17 protein-coding genes are annotated in these 18,411 nt (G+C 55.4%); 2 read left to right on the forward strand and 15 right to left on the reverse strand.

The genetic code is table 11. The features are described from left to right. Nucleotides 1–114 precede the first annotated feature (114 nt). Entirely contained in the window at nucleotides 115–1,254 is a 1,140-nt protein-coding gene (gene mdoC, locus F3J38_RS05460; protein WP_167135860.1) for a glucans biosynthesis protein MdoC, read from the forward strand. A 90-nt stretch (nucleotides 1,255–1,344) separates the two neighbouring features. On the opposite strand, the gene F3J38_RS05465 is transcribed toward mdoC, so the two are convergent. After that, a complete protein-coding gene (locus F3J38_RS05465) occupies nucleotides 1,345–2,805 on the reverse strand; it encodes a phospholipase D family protein (protein ID WP_167135862.1) in 1,461 nt (486 codons plus the stop codon). Nucleotides 2,806–2,960: 155 nt separating this feature from the next. Between F3J38_RS05465 and F3J38_RS05470 the strand changes: the two genes are divergently transcribed. Further along, complete coding sequence (locus F3J38_RS05470; RefSeq protein WP_167135864.1) at nucleotides 2,961–4,100, forward strand: glycoside hydrolase family protein; 1,140 nt, start codon at nucleotides 2,961–2,963, stop codon at nucleotides 4,098–4,100. On the opposite strand, the gene F3J38_RS05475 is transcribed toward F3J38_RS05470, so the two are convergent. The 14 genes from F3J38_RS05475 to F3J38_RS05540 form a co-directional block, all read right to left on the reverse strand. Next, nucleotides 4,097–4,270: a hypothetical protein gene (locus F3J38_RS05475; protein ID WP_167135866.1), complete on the reverse strand. Its 174-nt coding sequence runs from the start codon at nucleotides 4,268–4,270 to the stop codon at nucleotides 4,097–4,099. The genes F3J38_RS05470 and F3J38_RS05475 overlap by 4 nt on opposite strands. A 314-nt stretch (nucleotides 4,271–4,584) precedes the next feature. Continuing rightward, on the reverse strand, nucleotides 4,585–6,786 hold the full coding sequence (locus tag F3J38_RS05480) for a TonB-dependent receptor (RefSeq protein ID WP_167135868.1): 2,202 nt from the start codon (nucleotides 6,784–6,786) through the stop codon (nucleotides 4,585–4,587). A 265-nt stretch (nucleotides 6,787–7,051) separates the two neighbouring features. After that, nucleotides 7,052–8,287 (reverse strand): beta-ketoacyl-ACP synthase, encoded by a 1,236-nt coding sequence (locus tag F3J38_RS05485; RefSeq protein ID WP_369410989.1) that lies wholly within the window; start codon nucleotides 8,285–8,287, stop codon nucleotides 7,052–7,054. Further along, nucleotides 8,284–9,015 carry a 3-ketoacyl-ACP reductase FabG2 gene (locus tag F3J38_RS05490; RefSeq protein WP_167135870.1) on the reverse strand — a complete coding sequence of 244 codons (732 nt, stop codon included), beginning with the start codon at nucleotides 9,013–9,015 and terminating at the stop codon, nucleotides 8,284–8,286. The genes F3J38_RS05485 and F3J38_RS05490 overlap by 4 nt, the downstream gene beginning before the upstream one ends. Then, entirely contained in the window at nucleotides 9,012–9,488 is a 477-nt protein-coding gene (locus tag F3J38_RS05495; RefSeq protein WP_167135872.1) for a hotdog family protein, read from the reverse strand. Before F3J38_RS05495 ends, F3J38_RS05490 begins: the two co-directional genes overlap by 4 nt. Next, nucleotides 9,481–10,638, reverse strand: coding sequence for a beta-ketoacyl-[acyl-carrier-protein] synthase family protein (locus F3J38_RS05500; RefSeq protein ID WP_167135874.1), 1,158 nt, complete (start codon nucleotides 10,636–10,638; stop codon nucleotides 9,481–9,483). Before F3J38_RS05500 ends, F3J38_RS05495 begins: the two co-directional genes overlap by 8 nt. After that, nucleotides 10,635–11,210, reverse strand: coding sequence for a DUF3261 domain-containing protein (locus tag F3J38_RS05505; RefSeq protein WP_167135876.1), 576 nt, complete (start codon nucleotides 11,208–11,210; stop codon nucleotides 10,635–10,637). Before F3J38_RS05505 ends, F3J38_RS05500 begins: the two co-directional genes overlap by 4 nt. Beyond that, a complete protein-coding gene (locus tag F3J38_RS05510) occupies nucleotides 11,207–13,528 on the reverse strand; it encodes an MMPL family transporter (protein ID WP_167135878.1) in 2,322 nt (773 codons plus the stop codon). The genes F3J38_RS05505 and F3J38_RS05510 overlap by 4 nt, the downstream gene beginning before the upstream one ends. Next, entirely contained in the window at nucleotides 13,494–14,105 is a 612-nt protein-coding gene (locus tag F3J38_RS05515; protein WP_167135880.1) for an outer membrane lipoprotein carrier protein LolA, read from the reverse strand. The genes F3J38_RS05510 and F3J38_RS05515 overlap by 35 nt, the downstream gene beginning before the upstream one ends. Continuing rightward, entirely contained in the window at nucleotides 14,102–14,518 is a 417-nt protein-coding gene (locus F3J38_RS05520; protein ID WP_167135882.1) for an acyl-CoA thioesterase, read from the reverse strand. Before F3J38_RS05520 ends, F3J38_RS05515 begins: the two co-directional genes overlap by 4 nt. Then, on the reverse strand, nucleotides 14,511–16,193 hold the full coding sequence (locus tag F3J38_RS05525) for a glycosyltransferase family 2 protein (protein ID WP_167135884.1): 1,683 nt from the start codon (nucleotides 16,191–16,193) through the stop codon (nucleotides 14,511–14,513). The genes F3J38_RS05520 and F3J38_RS05525 overlap by 8 nt, the downstream gene beginning before the upstream one ends. Continuing rightward, the gene (locus F3J38_RS05530) at nucleotides 16,187–16,534 is read right to left on the reverse strand and encodes a 3-hydroxyacyl-ACP dehydratase FabZ family protein (RefSeq protein ID WP_167135886.1); all 348 of its coding nucleotides are present in this window, start codon (nucleotides 16,532–16,534) and stop codon (nucleotides 16,187–16,189) included. Before F3J38_RS05530 ends, F3J38_RS05525 begins: the two co-directional genes overlap by 7 nt. Further along, on the reverse strand, nucleotides 16,521–17,849 hold the full coding sequence (locus F3J38_RS05535; protein ID WP_205298138.1) for an AMP-binding protein: 1,329 nt from the start codon (nucleotides 17,847–17,849) through the stop codon (nucleotides 16,521–16,523). The genes F3J38_RS05530 and F3J38_RS05535 overlap by 14 nt, the downstream gene beginning before the upstream one ends. After that, nucleotides 17,846–18,406 (reverse strand): COG4648 family protein, encoded by a 561-nt coding sequence (locus tag F3J38_RS05540; RefSeq protein WP_167135888.1) that lies wholly within the window; start codon nucleotides 18,404–18,406, stop codon nucleotides 17,846–17,848. The genes F3J38_RS05535 and F3J38_RS05540 overlap by 4 nt, the downstream gene beginning before the upstream one ends. Nucleotides 18,407–18,411: the final 5 nt, after the last annotated feature.

Below are 18,411 nucleotides of genomic sequence, written 5' to 3' on the forward strand. Positions count from 1 at the left end.
GTTAAGATACAGAATCACCTGATAGTATACGCTGTTTACAGCAGGTAGAATTTTCATCCAGCATAATCTGGTTTCAGGGCGAAACCAGCAGGTAAACTGACAAATTGGAAGCTTATGAGTTCAGCAAAACCCGAACGTGAATATTTTCTCGACTCTATTCGAGCATATTTGATGTTATTAGGCGTACCTTTTCACGTCTCTTTGATTTACTCCACGCAACGCTGGGCGGTGAACAGTCAGGAAGCCTCGATGTGGCTGACGGTGTTCAATGATTTTATCCACGCCTTTCGCATGCAGGTCTTTTTCGTTATTTCGGGTTATTTTTCCTACATGCTATACCTGCGCTATCAACCACAGCGCTGGTTGAAGGTGCGCATGGAGCGCGTCGGGATCCCCTTACTGACAGCCATTCCACTCATCACCCTGCCGCAGTTTTTTATGCTGAAAAACCTGACGGATAAAGTGGGTGACTGGAACAGCTTTTCCCTCTACGACAAGTACAACACCCTGGCGTGGGAATTGATTTCTCACCTGTGGTTTCTACTGGTCCTGGTGATCTTAACCGCTTTAGGTATGCTGACCTTCCGCTGGTTGCGAAAACAACAGCGCCGCATTGATTATCAGCAAGTTGGCTGGGGAAAACTCACGTTGGCCTTTATGGTCTATGCCCTGTTGTGGTGTCTGTTGCGCCGCGCGCTGTTTTACACAGTACCCAATGTGTTTGCCGATGGTCTGTTTAGCGTCGCCGTGATGCAAACCCTGACCTTCCTACCCTTCTTCATGCTCGGCGCACTCGCCTGGAAACATCAGGCGCTTAAAGCGTTGTTTGTGCGCTTCAACCCGGTGATGTGTTTTGGTGCCATCTTCGTGTTTGCTGCCTACACGCTGAATCAGCGCTTCAGTAGCGGTGATGGTTGGTTGTATGAGATCGATGCCATCGTTTCGACCTTGATGGGGCTTTGCATGCTGAATCTGTGCTTCAGCGTGGGCCACAAGCTGCTTAATAGCCACTCACCACGCATCATGTATCTGGTCAATGCCTCACTGTTTATCTATCTGGTACATCACCCATTGACCATTTTGTACGGTATTTACGTCATGCCGCACATCAATAGCGATACGCTTGGCTTCTTTGTCGGTTTAGCAATGGTGTTCGCCGTGGCCTTTGCGTTGTATGAGATTCATTTGCGCATCCCACTGCTGCGTTTTCTTTTTTCAGGCAAACCGCAGCGCAAACAGCCCCTGAAAACGTAATGAGAAGGGTTAGCGGCGCCATGCATCGCGCATCCATTAGCGGCACTGTCGCTTCAGTTTGCCATGCATCGTGCCGCTGTCTTCATGAGCCTACAGCAACCATTCCACCGGCAAGCGCCACACCAACCGGACCAGCAATCTTTGCAATACCGTACACTGGGGTTCGTGCTTGTGCACAATTTCCCCTGATTCACCTGCATACTCTACCCAGTTAACACGTCCCCAATTATCCAGACGCAGTGTCCAGGCACGATCGCGCATCCCAGCGATGAAACGCTGATGGGTTTGCTGAGCCAGCGTTTCACTTTCAATTACCAGCCCCATTTCCGTATTGAGTACCGCTGAACGGGGATCAAAATTGAACGAACCGATGAAGACTTTACGGTTGTCCACCGTGAAGGTTTTGGCATGCAAACTGGATCCTGAATTACCGGTAAGGCCACGATCGTGCGGGGCTTCCCGGCCATTGTCCTGGGGCTTCATTTCATACAAAGCGATGCCATGACGCAGGAGTTTTTTGCGCCAGCGCGCATAACCCGCATGCACCACTGAAACGTCGTTAGCGGCAAGGGAATTGGTCAACACGGCGATTTTTACCCCGCGACGCTTAAGCGCCACCAACTGCGCCACACCGGCGCGCGTCGGCACAAAGTAGGCTGAAATAATGTCGAACTGCTGCTGAGGTGTACCGATAACCTCCAGCATGCGCTGCGGTAAGAGGCTGGAGCGTTTGGCCTTGCCCAATCCCTTGCGCGGATCGTCACTAAGCAAGCGCGATTCAGCCCACGTCATCTGCATCGAGCCCTGTTCCATTTGGCTGACAAATGAAGAGTGTTCCAGCCGCGCCAGATAGCGTTGAACGGCCTCACTCTGCTGCCACTCAGCGGGCAAACGCACCGCCTGATGCGCATCACCCGATACATCCACCACACTGCGCAATGGTGACACCGCTTTGCTCTGCCAATAGCGCTCAAAATCATGGGCGACCTGCTGTACCACGGGGCCAATCGCCAGCACATCCAGATCGGTGAACAACGGCTCATTACCCGTGCCGAAATATTCATCACCAATATTGCGTCCGCCCACCAGCGTCGCTGCGCCATCCACCGTCAGGCTCTTATTGTGCATGCGGCGATTCAAACGCGCGAAATCGGTCAGATAACCCAGCGCTCGCAGCGTGCGGAAAGAAAAGGGATTAAACAATCTCACGGCGATATTTGGATGGCGATCAAGTTCAGCCAGTGTGTCATCCAGACCGGGTGTGTTGTTATCATCCAACAGCAGACGCACTTTTACTCCGCGCTCGGCTGCATCCAGCAAGGCGCTGAACAATAAACGCCCAGACATATCGTTGTGCCAGATGTAGTACTGCACATCAATAGTATGTTGCGCCATGCCCATTAGCAGGTAACGCGCAGCGAAGGCGTCCAGTCCATCGTTTAGGGGATGAATGCCACTCATGTCAGGATGCAGCGCACAGCGCGCATCAACAATCTCTCGTAGCCCATCGCCTGCTGGCGACGGGGGTTGCACAGATGCTGCTTCACTCATACCGAATCCCTGAATTCACTGGATCTTTTATTGTTGGTATTCCTACGCCTGAAACCAATCAGAGACTTCTGCATCGGCTCGCTGACGCGACGTTAGTTTAGAGTCTAGACTTAGGCTTGCGTTCTGCATCCGGCGTTTACCGTGAGGAGAGGATTATGACTCAGCAATCCCCACACCATCACCCGCATCTTTTTAACAGTTTCTTCCAGGGCAGTTTCCCCTGCTCCACCGCCTGTCGCAGCGGAGGGCGTCGAATTGATATGGTCATCAGCAGCGGTCATGACATGCTGCTGGAAAAAGATTACGCGGCGCTGGCGCAAGAAGGTTTACTCACTGCCCGGGATGGCGCGCGCTGGCACCTCATTGAAGCCACACCTAATGAATATGACTGGCGCAGCTTCCTACCGATGATTCACGCTGCGGCCCGCCACGATATGCAGATCATCTGGGAGCTGGCGCATTTTGGCTATCCCGATCACCTCGATATCTGGCGCACCTCGTTTATCGATCATTTCGAGCGCTTCGCACGCGCGATGGCGCAACTGATGCGCGATGAGGGCGTACAACACCCCTTTTTTACCCCCATCAATCAGATCTCATTCTGGTCTTGGGCAGGGGCTGATGTCTCGTGGCTCGATCCCTATGCCAGCGAACGCGGGCGCGAACTCAAGCGCCAACTGGTGCGCGCGACGCTCGCGGCCATGCATGCGATCCGTGATGTTTATCCTGATGCCCGTTTCGTACTCACTGACCCACTGGTGCAGATTGCCCCCGATCCCGATAATCCAGACAGTAAGCCCTACGCTGATGCGCAAAATCAGGCGCAGTTTGAAGCCTGGGACTGGATTGCCGGACGGGATGCACCTGAGTTGGGCGGACGTGAGGATTTTCTGGATATCCTTGGCCTGAATTACTATCCGGATAATCACTGGTTTTTATCCGGAGATACGCTCTCCGCACAACATGCAGCCTATCAACCGCTGCATCAGTTACTGCTGCAGTGCTGGCAACGCTACCAGCGTCCGCTGCTGCTGGCTGAGACGGGGGCGGAAGGTGATGCACGCGCGCCTTGGTTAAGGCATGTGACCGAAGAAGCGATACTGGCGCTGGCGCAAGGCGTTGCATTGGAGGGAATATCGCTTTACCCGGTAGTCGAATATCCCGCGTGGGCCGACGATCGTCGTTCACCTGGTGCACTGTTTGGCCTTGGCGATCCTAATGGCAATCGGACGCTGCATGAGGCACTGGCGCTGGAGTTACGCAGCCAGCAGATCAAATGGCGTAATCAGAACTAAGTGTGTTGTGAAGGTACGGTTTTAGGCGGGCAGGTTTGGACATCTAGTGTGGGATCGGCCGGGTGACGCACATCAGTCAGCCAGGTCATGGTGAACAGAAACACCACACCAATTAAACAGGCAGAGAGCAAGCCAATTATGGCTATCAGTTTGTCATCTCGGGCTTCCATCGACATCTCCTTGCAGGCTTCCTTGAACCGTTGCTGACCTTAGCTCATCCATAACGTCACCATCAGGACGAAGATTATAAGGGTAACAGAGGTCACTGCAAGCACCACAATGGCGAAGTGTGCGTCGTCCAATGACTGCCGTATGGGTTCGTCTTGATCGTTAGGAGGCGCGGGTGAACTCATGTTCGCTCAATGAAAGAGATACTTTTTAGTGCAGGATTGCCGTACTGAGTGTAATGGATTACGTCATAAGATACAGAATTATTTCAGAATGAAATGACAACGGGGCGCAACCGCACCCCGTTAAGAGCAGATTAGAAATCGTAGCTCATAGAGACTTTCAGCGTACGTGGATCGCCCTGCGCTAAATAAGTACCGGTACCATCGACGTTAGCCCAGTACTTTTCATTGGTGACGTTATCTACGCCAACACGCCATACCAGATCGTTTTGACTGACTTTCATCCGGTAGCGCACACCAAGATCCAGCGTGGTATAACTGTCCAGCTTCAAGGTGTTGGCAGAGTTAGCATACTGAGAACCCGTATGGTTGAGCATCGCTGTTGCCGTCAACCCTTCAATAGGTTTGATGTCATATTCCGCACCTATTACATAGTTGTAACGCGGTACACCGACGGCTTGTTTACCATCATAGGTGCCACCTGAGGTTTTGGTCATCACCGGGTCAATCCAGGTCGCGCTGGCATTCAAACGCAGCCCCAATATCGGCTCACCAAATACGTTGGCTTCCAAACCGCGATGGCGCTGCTCTCCGTCCATCACATATGCACCATCGCTATTAAGCAGGCCAGAAGGCTTCTTGATTTCGAACAGACCCAACGAGCCGCCCACGCGGCCAAAGTCGGTCTTCACACCGATTTCGTTCTGCTTGGAGTGCGCCACACCGGTAACACTGCCGTAGTTTGTCGCCGTATTCGGTGCCACATCACCCGGTTGGAGTGCTTCAGTATGGTTCGCGTAGAAGGAGACTTCTTTCCATGGCTTATAAACTACGCCGTAAGTGGGCATCCAACGGTCATTCGTGTAACGAGAAGCAACATCCTCAGCTCCTGTGCCGTAAGCATAGTTGCGTACCACCACTTTCTGATGACGCGCCCCCACGGTGAACAGCAACGTGTCATCAAATACGCCCAATGTATCGCTCAGCAGATAACCCTGAGTACGGGTACGTGAGGTGGTTAATGGATCAGAGAACTTGCCACCCGCGAAAGTCGCTGCTGGCTCAGCGACATCACCGCTGTTGTAGATGTTAAATGGCGTACCGACCAGCGACATGTTGTAGGCGTTCTTCGCATTGGTGGTCAATGCAGAGTAACCCACGTTCACTTTGTGGCTCACGAAGCCAGTATGGAAGTCGCCGCGCAGCCCCACCATACCGCTCATGTTGTCCTGAATACGGTTGGAGTAGAAGCTGCTGATGGTGCCATCGCCATTCGTACTGGTAACGGTTGGCGCACCATAGTTACCGGTCTCATGGGCGTGTTGTGCACCCAAACCTGCATAGGCGGTCCAGCTATCAGTGATGTCGTATTCTGCTTTCGCCATACCGAATTCAGATTCCATATCGCTGTACACCCATTTCTGGCTGTAGTTATGCGAGTTGGAAGGCACGTCTGGAATGAAGTTGCCAAACTTAATGCCCTGCAGCGCATCATGGTAAGTCTTTTTCTGGTAGCCCACGTCCAATGAAGTACGCAGACGGTCACCACGATAATCAAGACCCAAGGATGCGGCAGTGGTACGTTTCTTCTCGCCATCAACACCGGTTTCACCTTCACGGTGTACTGCGTTGAAACGTACGCCGAACTGGTTGTTATCGCCAAAGCGACGACCCACATCCAAGGTTCCGCCAATTTGCGAAGAGGAGGTGTAATCCACACCGACACGCGTGATTGGCGTGTCTTCGGCGTGTTTAGGTTCAAGGTTAATCATTCCACCGACGCCGGAGGAAGCTGCCCCGTTCACCAGACTGTTGGCCCCTTTAAAGATCTCTACGCGGTCGATCAGTGACGCATCCATCACCTGGCGCGGGACAACCCCCGGCAAACCGCCAAAGGTCATATCATCCCCGTCCAGTTCAAAACCACGGATGCGGTAAACCTCAGCAAAGTTGCCGTAGCCCTTTACATTTTGCACACCTGCGTCGTTACGCACGACATCCGCGATGGTCTTCGCCTGCTGGTCCTGAATCATCTTCGAGGTAAAACCAATAACGTTGAACGGTATATCCATCGCATTCTGCTCACCCAGCATGCCGAGGCGGCCGCCATGGGCGATCTGACCATCCAGGTAAGCTGGCACTAAGTCATTGCCGCCCGGCTTGAAGTCCGATTGCGGTGTGGCGGTCACGACGAGCGTCTGCTGATCATTTTTTGCAGCCGTTGAAGGAGTACTGGTGGTGTTGGTGGTAGCAGCCATCACTGGCAAACAACCGGCGCTGACCATGACGGCAAGCAGCGTCGGTTTCAGTCCGGGATTGAAAGGCGTAGAACGCATGAAGAACCCCTGATTAAGAAGGAAATTGATAATCATTTTTATTACGGTTTGCGATTATGCGTTCTGCTAAAAGGAAATCAAGAAAAATCTTGGAACTTTTAAGACCACAAAAGGTCAGGGGAAAAGCCGAAGTTATCGATTTGAACTCATTAAGGGGTGTTGTGAGAAAATATCGTCACTTTCACACAGGCTATGTAGGGGATTTTAGGCGGGTCATCACCGAAAAACAGCGGCCTCCAGACCGAAAGCCGCCTTGCAACTGGGGTTAGGCCTCGCACCAGCGTTTAAACACCAAAGAAGTGTTAATACCGCCAAAGGCAAAGTTGTTAGACTGGATGTAATCCGTATTAATCTGCCGGGGTTCGCCGACGATGTAATCCAGTTCGCCGCACTCTGCCGCCGGTTGCGACAAATTCAATGTAGGCGCAAACCACCCTTCGCGCATCATCTCGATACTCATCCAGGCTTCCAGCGCACCACAAGCCCCTAAGGTATGCCCAAAGTAGCTTTTCAATGAAGATATCGGTGTCTGTCGGCCGAAAATCGCCGCCGTCGCCTGGCTTTCCGCGATATCGCCGCGATCGGTAGCCGTGCCATGTGCATTGATATAACCAATCTGGTCTGGCGCCACGCCCGCGGTCTTCAACGCTCTCTCAATGCAAATTTGCATGGTTTCACGCTGCGGCTGGGTAATATGCGCCGCGTCACAGTTAGTGTGGAACCCCACCAGCTCGGCATAAATGGTTGCGCCGCGTGCCTGCGCATGTTCCAGCGATTCGAGGATCAGCGTACCGGCACCTTCACCAATCACCAATCCATCGCGCTGCTGGTCAAACGGTGCCGGTGAGGTATGAGGCGCATCATTGCGCTGGCTGGTGGCAAACAGGGTATCAAACACCGCCGCTTCAGACGGGCAAAGCTCTTCTGCCCCTCCCGCGACCATGACGGTTTGATAACCATGACGAATCGCTTCCCACGCATAACCAATCGCCTGGCTGCCTGAGGTACAGGCACTGGAAGTCGGGATCACGCGACCCCGTAAACCAAAAAATAGCCCCGCATTCACCGCCGTGGTGTGTGGCATCATCTGCACGTAAGTGGTGCCGGTAATATTATTAGTGTGCTTTTCCGTCAGCATGGTGGCGAATTCACTCACCGGGCCGGTACTGCCGGTGGACGAGCCATACGCAATACCGGTTTCACCGCTGGTCAGCACCGGATGGTCAATCAGCCCCGCTTGTTCCAGTGCGAGTTCAGTCGCACGCGTCGCCATCAATGAAACGCGGCCCATGGCGCGAATGCGTTTACGGGTGTAGTGCGCAGGCAGAGCGAAGTTATCGACCGGGGCGCCGAGTAAGGTATGGAGGCCATCATAAATCTCCCACTCAGGCATCTTACGCACGGCATTTTTCCCCTGCTTCAGACGCGCAGCCACTTCAGGCCAGCTTTCACCAAACGCCGTGACGCCGCCCATGCCGGTTACCACTACACGCTGAATCACAACATACCTCCGTTAATTGAAATCACCTGACGTGTGACATAGCCCGCGATATCTGACATCAAATAGCTGGCCAGCCCGGCGACTTCATCCGCCGCGCCCATACGCTTCATCGGAATCATCTTCAGCGCTTCATCGATCACCAACGGCTCCAGATCGGTCATCCCAGTGTCGATCAACCCCGGTGCGATACAGTTGACGGTGATTTTTCGTTTCGCCAGTTCTATCGCCAGCGCTTTGGTTGCACCGATAATCCCGGCTTTCGCTGCGCTGTAGTTCACCTGACCACGATTGCCCATCAAGCCAGATACCGATGACAATGTAATGATACGTCCGCCTTTACGCAGACCAATCATTGGCATCACACAGGGGTGGATGACGTTATAGAAGCTGTCGAGATTGGTATGGATCACCGTATCCCACTCCTCTTCGGTTAGCGCCGGGAACGCACCGTCCCGCGTGATACCCGCATTGTTTACCACACCGTAGTATGCGCCATGGGCAGCAATATCCTGTTCAATGGCTGAGCGTGTCGCCTCGCGCTGTGCGACATCGAAAGCCAGCAGGCGCCCGTTGCCGCCTGCCGCTTCAATCTCCGCCAGCGTCCGCTGCGCGCCCTGCTCATCACGGTGATAATGCACTACCACCTGAAATCCATCCTGCGCCAGACGCAATGCGATGGCACGGCCAATACCTTTACTTGCACCGGTCACTAATACGTTGCGTGTCATGGCTGAGTTCCTTGTTGTGCTAATCGAGTAAGTTCCTGTTCATCCGGCTGATAGGTATTCAGCCGACCACTGGCTATCACCTTGTCCTGACTTCGGATCTCACCTTCAAAACTGCCGAGTTTGTCATCCCGCATCAGCAGGTGCATAGCAACGCGTAACCTGCTGTTCGCCGCAAAGCTGGGCGCGGTTGCACGATAGCCACGCCCCCCTAACAGCATGCCGGGACGAATATCTTTATCGCCGCGTTGGCGGGCATGAAAGCCGGACCAGACGCCCACCGTTTGCGCCATGATTTCAACGCCATACCACGCGGGTAATTCACCTTGCGCGGTCAGAAAAGGAGCCAGCACGCCTAAGTTATTCACTGTCACTTCACACACAACACTGTCTTCGGTGACCTGAAGGACGCGGTCTAATAACAACATCGGTGCGCGGTGCGGCAAATATTGGCTCACCGGCAGAAAATCAGTCATGTGGCTTTCCTACAATCAGGCAGGTATTGTTCCCGCCAAAAGCAAAAGAGTTTGAAGCAATAATGGGACGTGCCAGCGGCTGTGGTGACGTGAGTAACCCGCAGGCTGGCAACGTAGAATCCTGGGTGCTTGCGCTAAAATCCTGCGGCGGTAAGGGCAAGTTTTGCTGCACAATCAGCGCTGCCAGGGCGGCTTCCGTCGCACCAGCGGCACCCAACGTGTGGCCCGTGAGATGTTTGGTCGAGCTGCATGGCACGCTGTCGCCAAACAGACGATGGATAACACCGGCTTCGACCTGATCGTTGAGCGGCGTAGCCGTACCGTGCAGATTGATGTAGCCCATATCCTGCGGCTGCAAACCCGCCTGCTGTAGCGCCATCCGCATCGCGCGCTCGGCCCCCTCACCTTCTGGATGCGGTGCTGACATATGCCAGGCATCCGACGACTCGCCAGCCCCAAGCAGTGCCAGTGGCTGGGGTTCACGCGTGAGTAAGATCAGCGCCGCGGCTTCCCCGATGGAGATGCCATCACGCTCGGCGCTGAACGGCGCGCACTGGGATGCAGAGAGTGAATCCAGGCTGGCGAAACCGTTAATCGGCATACGACTGAGGGAGTCGGCTCCCCCCACCAGCGCCACGTCCGCCAGTCCAGCCTGAATCAAGCGTTGCCCGCTAATCAGAGCACGAGCGCTGGAAGAGCAAGCTGTAGAAATGGTGTAAGCCGGGCCGTCGAGTTCAAGGTAGTGCGCCAGGAAACGTGAGGGGTCGCCTAACTCTTGCATGCGATAATCGTAACCCGCCAGGCCTTCATCGACCTGCCGATCACCCTCATCCACACCCGACGTACTGGTGCCGAGCACAATTGCCACGCGCTCACGCCCATACTGAGCAATGGCGGCCTCGACGGCTGGCCGCATCTGAGCCAGTGCCGCTAACAGTAGTTGGTTATTGCGTGTGTTATGCGCAGCAAGTGCCACCGGAATCGGCGGTAACTCGCCCTGCACTTCGCCGAGCCAGCAACCTTTCCCCTGTTGCAACCACCCCTCGCGCAGCTGCATGCCAGGAGCACGGCCTTGCGTCAGCTGCGCAGCAATCTGTGCCAGGCTGTTGCCCAGCGCATTCACCATACCGAAAGCCGAGATGTAGATCATGAAGAAGCGTCCAGATGCTGGATGTCAATGTGATAACCAAAGGCGCGCTGATCGATGCTGATCGGCTCACGGATCTTCCCGCGTTGCAGATAGCGAATCAGCGTCACCAGCTCGCCGGACGCATCGCGCAACTCGCGACGGTCGCCAATGTCGACCAACTGCCAGCCTGGCGGCAACTGCGGCTGCCAGGCGCTAACGGGCCAGTGGCTGAGCATCACATCTGCCAGCACCTGGCTCGCGGGTGGCATCTCTGGCAGTGCCATCATTTGCTGCGTATGAATACCGTTTTTATCATAGGTCACGCGGAACAAGCGAATCCCCAGCGAGGATAATCCCGCCAGGCTGATCTGTTGTGAGTCAGCACTCAGCAGCACCAGCAGCGACTGGGTTTTCCCTTTCGCGTGACCGGTCAACAATTGCTGCTGCTGAAACGCAGGTGAAATACCCGGAGCCGGTAACGTGACGCGCACGCCTGGCTTGAGCCATGCGGTTGGCCGATTGGACTGACTCTCATGCTGCGCACAGCCGCTTAACAGCAGGCTCAGCATCAGCAGAAATACACCCGTTCTCATCGTTGTTTCCTTTTCCCCGGAGCCAGCGCCATTGGCGCCAGCAAGAATGCACAAAAAATACCGCTACACAGCACCGTACCAAAGCCACTGATCGCCGCCGTGCTGCTGAACACCAACATGCCCAGCGTTAACAGCGTAGTCATCATCGCCATTGTCACGGCCAGCATCGACGTCAGCGGTGTGCCGCGCGGATTGCTGAAGAACAGCGTGTAGTTGATCCCAATGCCGAGCACCAGAATCAGCGCCAGCAGCGCGAATAAGTTTAAACTCGCCCCAATCCACCCCAGCGTTGCCAATGCCGCCGCCAGCGATAGCCACGACGGCAAGGCGCTGCGTAAGCCCGCTTTAAAACCAAGGCGCACGGTGTAACTCACCGTGATCAAGAGCAACGCCAACGCCAGTAAGCCACTCAACAGCGTGCGCCAGAAACGGAACAGTTCATCATAGCTGGCTTTGCGATCGACCCAGCTAACGCCAGATTGCTGGGTTGCCAGCTCCAACAGCGCCGCACTGTTTTTCACCCCATTAACCGGGACCAACACACTGCTGCGCCCATCCGGCAACGACAGCCAGAGCAATCGCCAGCCCTCACTCAGTGGGCTGGCCAGCCAATCTTGCGGGGTGACCGACATCGCATTCAGATCGGCGTTCTCGCCGGTGATACCCGCCTGCTGTAAACGGTGCAAAATGGTCGGTGCTGCCTGTTGTAACAGCGCCATATCTTGCTGCTGCTGTGCCAGTGAATTGAGCGGCAACACCCGATAACCGGTAAGCCACCCCTTCTGCTGGGCCTGTTGTAACTTTGGTGACAGTGCACTTAAGCGCTGAAGCGCCTGCTGCTCATCATCGCCCCAGACCACAAACCAGGTTTGATCTGCCTGCTGTCCAGTGAGCTGCGCCAACTGGCGATCCTGGGCTAAAAGTTTGGCCGGCGCACTTTGCAGGTGGGCAATATCATCATCAACACGCAGTTGGATCATGCCGCTCATCGCATAAATAGCCACCAATAGCGGCAAGCCAAACTTCAACCCGTTGTGACGACGCCACGCCGCTAACCAGCGTGCTAGCCACACCATGGCAGGAACCGGGCGTACGGGTAAACCGCGCACCAGCCAAGGGTAGAAAAAAATCACCGTCAGGCAGGATGCGCTTAACCCACTGGCGGCAAAGACCGCAAGCTGACGCAGGCCAGGGAACGGCGCTAATAGCATGAGCAACCAGGCTATCGCAGTGGTGCCCAGTGCCAGCAGCAAGGTCGCACGCACTTTATGCAAGCTTTGCCAAGGTGTCGCGTGCTCGCCATGCACCATCCGCTCCGTCAGATAGTAGAGGGTATAATCGGCAGAGATACCGACGATACTGAGGCTCATGACTAAGGTGGTGAGATGCAGCTCACCAAAAAACAGCAACGTCAGGACGGTTCCTGCCATCGCGCCGATGGCTACGGATAAAGCGCACAGCGCCAAAGGTCGCAGCGAGCGGAACACCAGCCAAACCAGCAGCAGCAAACCGCCCAAGGTCACACTGCCCAGCGTTTCAACATCATGTTGTGCCCGCTGGCTGGCATCATCGCTAAACAATACCGTGCCACGCGTCAGTAACTGCGCATCCGGCCATCGGGTTTTCAACTGTTGTTCTAACTGATTCAGCGCGGTGACCAGTTGATGGCTCTGCTGGATACTGAACGCGTTGTTCGCCAGTTCACCGTGCAGGAAATACCAGCGACGCTGCTGCGCGTCATTCACCGTGAGCCAGCCGTTGTGCAACACCATTTTGCTGGCGTTCTGTTGCAGCGCCAATTGCGCACCACGCACCAGCAGCAGCGGATCATTTTGGATCTCTTTGCTACCCACACCGGCAAAGGCTGAAAATAGCTGCGCCAAAATCCAGTCTGCCTGCGCCCCACCGCCATTTTGCAAGCGTGCGCGCGTCAGCGGATCAATCAGTCCATTACGATGCTGAAAGGCGTAGCTGCCCCAACGTTGCATCTGGTCATCATCCAGCGCACCACTCACTTGTTTCAGCATCGGCAACGCCTGTAACTGCGTTTGCCACCACTGTGCTACCGCATCACCCTCCTGCGGATTGGCGCTGAACAACCACACCAGTTGACGATCCAGGCGCTGCATAAAGCCTTGCTGAATTTCAGCCGGTGCCTGCCCCAGATTTTGCTGGGGCAGCAAGGCCAGCACGCTGCTGTTTAACTGGCTGCGTGGCAGTAAGATTGCCAGCGCGACCGCCAGTGCCAGACACACCGCTAACCACAGCAATGCGAAGGTTTTTTCACTGCGCTGGGGCAAAACGCGCTCGCTCTTCATCAGTCAGTTGCTTGGGTTCAGTTCGGGTATCGCTGAGGGTAATCACCGTTTTATCGCCCTGTTTGTCATCCAAAGTGATGCCATTCAGGAAGGCCGCGCCTTGCAGATCGATACGATTAAAGATTTTATTCAGCGGTGCCGCCTTCGGTATCAGGCTGAGCTGCCAGCTATCGTTACCCCGGTCCTGAAAATCGAGGTCAAAATTCTCCCGCAAAACCTTTTCATCGGCCTGAAAAAGCGCGCGCAGTAGGTGATTAAACTGGAACATCTGCGGGTTGCTGTCAGCGGTGATCACCTGTGACGGCTGGCCGCTCATGCTCTGCACCATACGTTTGTCGTCAAGGATTAACGTCATGACAAACGGCGTGACCTGATGCCACCACAGGCCCTGTTGCTGGGCAATCAAAAGCTGGCCGCGCGACACCAGCGGCTGCGACATGCCGGAAATGGTGCGCACCTGTTCGAAGTTAGCTCGAATCACCGGCTGGCTAGCGAAGCGTTGCTGTAACTGGTCGAGCGTGACGGCGTGGGCACCGGCAGCCACCAGCGTGAGTAACAGGCAAAAGATTCTGATCACGGTTTCACCCCCAAGCGTTCAAACAAAATGTCGGGGGAAACGAATTGCATCTCCTGGCTCTTCGCATCCACCGCCACCTGCAAAGTATGTGCTTTGGTGGTAACCTGCCCTGCGCCATTGCGGATCACATAATCGATGCGCAGGCGGTTCTCATATTCGCTGATGCTGGCTTCTACGCTGATAGCCTCTTCACAGCGCAGCGGTTGGCGGTATTTCACACGCGTATCCACCACCGGCCAGACAAATCCGCTGGCGGCCATCTCGCCATAGCTGTAGTTGACGCTGCGCAACAGCGCTTCTCGCGCCACTTCAAAAAAACGGAAGTAGTTGCCATGCCACACGACGCCCATCGGATCGCAGTCGTGGAATGACACGGTTAATGCAACTTCAGCGCGCCAGATGCGTTCACTCATCGCGGCTTTTCTCCTCTGGTAAGGTCCAGAAATCGTAAAAGTTAAACCAGTCCAGCGGCGCCATCAGCGCATGCTGTTGTAATCGTTCGGCATAGCGATCCACCGCTGTTTGCAACGCCTGTTGGCGCTGGGCACGTGGCAGCAATAGCGGATCGGCGAAGGGTTCACAGTGCACCCGCAATATGCCCTGTTCACGCAAAGCAAACATCAGCAGTACGGGACAGCGCAGCGCGGCGGCCAGCACAAAGGGCCCTTGGGGAAACGGTGCCGGACGCCCCATAAACGGACTCCACACCACACGACGTTCACCGCCGCGTTGGCGATGCACTGCGGTACGATCGCCCACGATGGCCACCCACTCGCCGGCATCCAGTTTCTGTTGCAGCAGGATCGCCGTATCGGGGCCAATATCCGTCACCGGCATCAGGTTAACCCCGGCCTGTGGCGCGATGCTCTCTAACACCTCGCGAAAGCGCTGCGCGTTATCGGTAAACACCAACGCATTAATCACCAGCCCGCTCACCTGTTTCGCCATGGCGCGACAGGCTTCGATATCACCCAGATGTGAGGCCAGAATCAAATGCCCTTTACCGTCAGCTGCACGAATAACCTGTTCAGCACCTGGCGCAAAATCGATATCACGCCCCCATTGCACATCACCGCGCCAGCTAGCGACTTTATCCAGCATGCTATAGCCGAAACGCAAAAAGTGCTGATAGCTGTTAAGGGGGGCAGGCAATGTAATCTGTTGCTTGCTGGCTTCCGCTTGCACACGCGCCAGCCATTGTTGGGATGCCGCACGCGCTTCACGCCCGCTCAGCCAATACACCGCCACCACTGGCCACAGTAACAACATAAACGGCAATCGCCCGGCACGACGATATAACCACAGCATGAAGCGTAAGCCATGCTGACCACGACGTTCCGGCGTGGCTGACCAGTGCTGCTTCGGGTCGCGTCGGCGCAACAGTTGAGGGATGCGCGGCAACATGCCAAAGAACAGACGCGTGTGCATCCATGAAATACGCAGGTTGTCACGCAGCGCATCGAAGTGTGACAGACCGGTGGCGGGATAGGTTACGCGCGTGCTGATAAAGCGGCTTGGCGTACCCTGCCAATACAAACGCACCATGATTTCGGTATCAAAGTCCATGCGATGGCCGATCGCTCGGCGATCGCACAGTGAGAGCGAAGGTTGCAGTGGATAAACGCGAAAGCCGCACATGCTGTCTTTCAGTGAGAATGACAGTGTTTCAACCCATACCCAAAAATGGGTGATGTAGCGGCCATATAAACGAGATTTGGGAATGGAGGCATCGTAAATCGGTTGGCCGGAGATCAGGCAGTGAGGATGACGTTCAGCTTCCGCCAACATCCGTGGTGTATCCTCAACCTGATGCTGGCCATCTGCATCAAGTTGCAGCACATGGGTGTAGCCTGCCGCTGAGGCTTTACGCATCCCCGCAATCACGGCTGCGCCTTTACCCTGGTTGTGCGGCAAAGTCAGTATCTCTAACTGTGGCGCAGTCAATGCGGCGATATGCTGTTTCGTCTGTGCATCACTGCCATCATCAACGATGATCACCGGCAGATTAAAGGGGGCAAGTCGTGCTAACACCGATGCCAACATTGCACCGTGGTTGTAGCAGGGAATCAAAACACAGGGCTTCAGCACAGGCGAATCTTCCCGCTGCTCGCAACGTCAACGCTGTCATGGCCTGGCAGGCTATAGCTAAAGCTCAGCAGCGATTTCTCTTCCTGCCAATGGAGTTGCAGCTCCAGTTCCGCATCCGGCGGGACGGGCTGCTGGAATTTGATGTTATCAATGGAGGCAAACGCTTTGCCGGGTGCCAGCCGAGTTAAACCGTAGTGCATTACCCAGTCAAGTTGCGCCACACCGGGCAAAATCGGCAACGTGGGGAAGTGGCCGCGAAACCAAAAAAGATCGGCGGAGGCGCGCAGGCGCAACGTCAGCGTCGTCCCCTGCTGCTGGGCGTCTAGTTCAACCGGCAACATCAAATAACTCCTCAATTTGTGGCCATGCGCGTTTGCTCTGCGCCGTGACGGGAATACTGGTCACCACGCGCCAGTAACGCGGCATCGCCACCGGTTCAAGCCAAGGCTGTAACGCGTTTTTCCACTGCTTCTTATATTGTGACAGCGTTGCCGCATCCGGGATGTCAGGCAAGGCGAGCACCACACCGATCGCATGACGACCATGGCGCTGAATCGCCAGTGCCGCTGCATCTTCGACGCCAGACAACGCTAACAAACGGCGTTCAATTTCGCTCAACGAGACACGCTTATCTTCAATTTTGACCACGCGATCCTGGCGACCAGCCAGCTGAAATTCACCAGTAGGCTGTTGAATAATACGGTCATCAAGCGGCCAGCCGGCTTCGGTTTCCAGCAAGGCGGAAAAGACCCGCCAGCGTCCAGCCTCCTGCTCACGCAAGGTCACATCGGGAAAACAGCGCCACACTGCCTGCTCGGCATCGGCATGGCGCCAACCAATCACCCCAGTTTCGGTGCTGCCGTAGATTTCATCCACGACACAGTGCAAAGCGGCTTGTGCACGCTGCGCATCAGGCCACGGTAAGGCGCCTCCGGCAGAGACCACCAGTGCACAAGGCGGAGTGGTTAACGACGTGTCCAGACGGCGTAAAAAGGCTGGGCTGCTAATAAAAAGGTAGCGCCGATCGCGGCGCTGATCGGCCAGCTGTTCACTGTAGAAGATTTGCTGTGCGGCGAGTGGCAAACTGAGCGCCATTGGCAGCACGATGCGGAATGTCAGCCCATACAGATGTTGATGGCTGACGGAAGCGATAACATGGCACTGCTGTAAGCGCTGGCCCCATAAGGCAGACAGCCATTGCGCTTCCAAATCCAACGCCCGTAAGGATTTTACCACCCTACGTGGCGTGCCCGTTGACCCTGATGTGAACAGTACTAGCTCGGCGCTCTCGTCTATTACCGGCAATTCACCCAGCGCTAACGCCCCGTCCCAGCGTATTTGTGGCAGCGAGATGGCTAACGGCATATCACTGATGACGCCATCAAGATGTTCCGCCATCTCTTCAAGTTGCGCCGCGCGGCAATGTCCCGGGATCACCGGCGTCTTACCGGCATACCACAATGCCAACAGCGCGGCGGTGAAATGGTAGCTGTTATCGAAGCACAATGCCCAGTGTGGGCCGGGTTGGCTGCGGAGCTTATCTGCCAGCGCCTGCACCTGCTGACGCATTTCTGATAACCAGTGTTGCTGCTGCCCTTGCCAGGCGACCACGCGATCCGGTGCGGTAAACCAGTCGCGGATACTCAAAACCTTCATGTCTTGTTCCTTAAGCGCTGGCGTAACAGCCATTCGCCGCCCATCAGCGTCCCCATTAACAGGTAGCTGATGCACCCATTCCAGAGTGTCCATAGCGTGACATCATTGAGCAGGCAGGTGATCAGCGCCACACTGCCATTGCCGATAAAAAAAACGCACCACACCTGCGTAACGCGTCGCGTGTATTGCACCGCTCGCGGCGGCAGTTCTGGCTCACGTAGTCGCGCCAGCCGCTCAATCAATGGCATTGGACTCCATAAGGAGCCACCAAAAAGCAGCAGCATCAGTACATTGACCACCACTGGATACCACAGCAGCAGATGCTGGCTACGTAACAGCACACTGGCCATGCACAACAGGGTGCCAACCAACGCCAGCAGCAGCATCACGCGGCCCATCGCACCCTGCGCATGCCGCAAATTCCAGATCCGCCAGCCAAACACCAGTGCCAGCAGGACAATCACTCCGCGCCACTGCGGGTGTGTCACCGCCAGCCAGACCAAAAATGGCCATGCCAGCAGCGCCAGCGCATTCAGCAGGCGCAGAAGTGCAGGCATAGGGC

Source organism: Candidatus Pantoea formicae (genome assembly GCF_011752625.1).
Classification (GTDB): domain Bacteria; phylum Pseudomonadota; class Gammaproteobacteria; order Enterobacterales; family Enterobacteriaceae; genus Pantoea; species Pantoea formicae.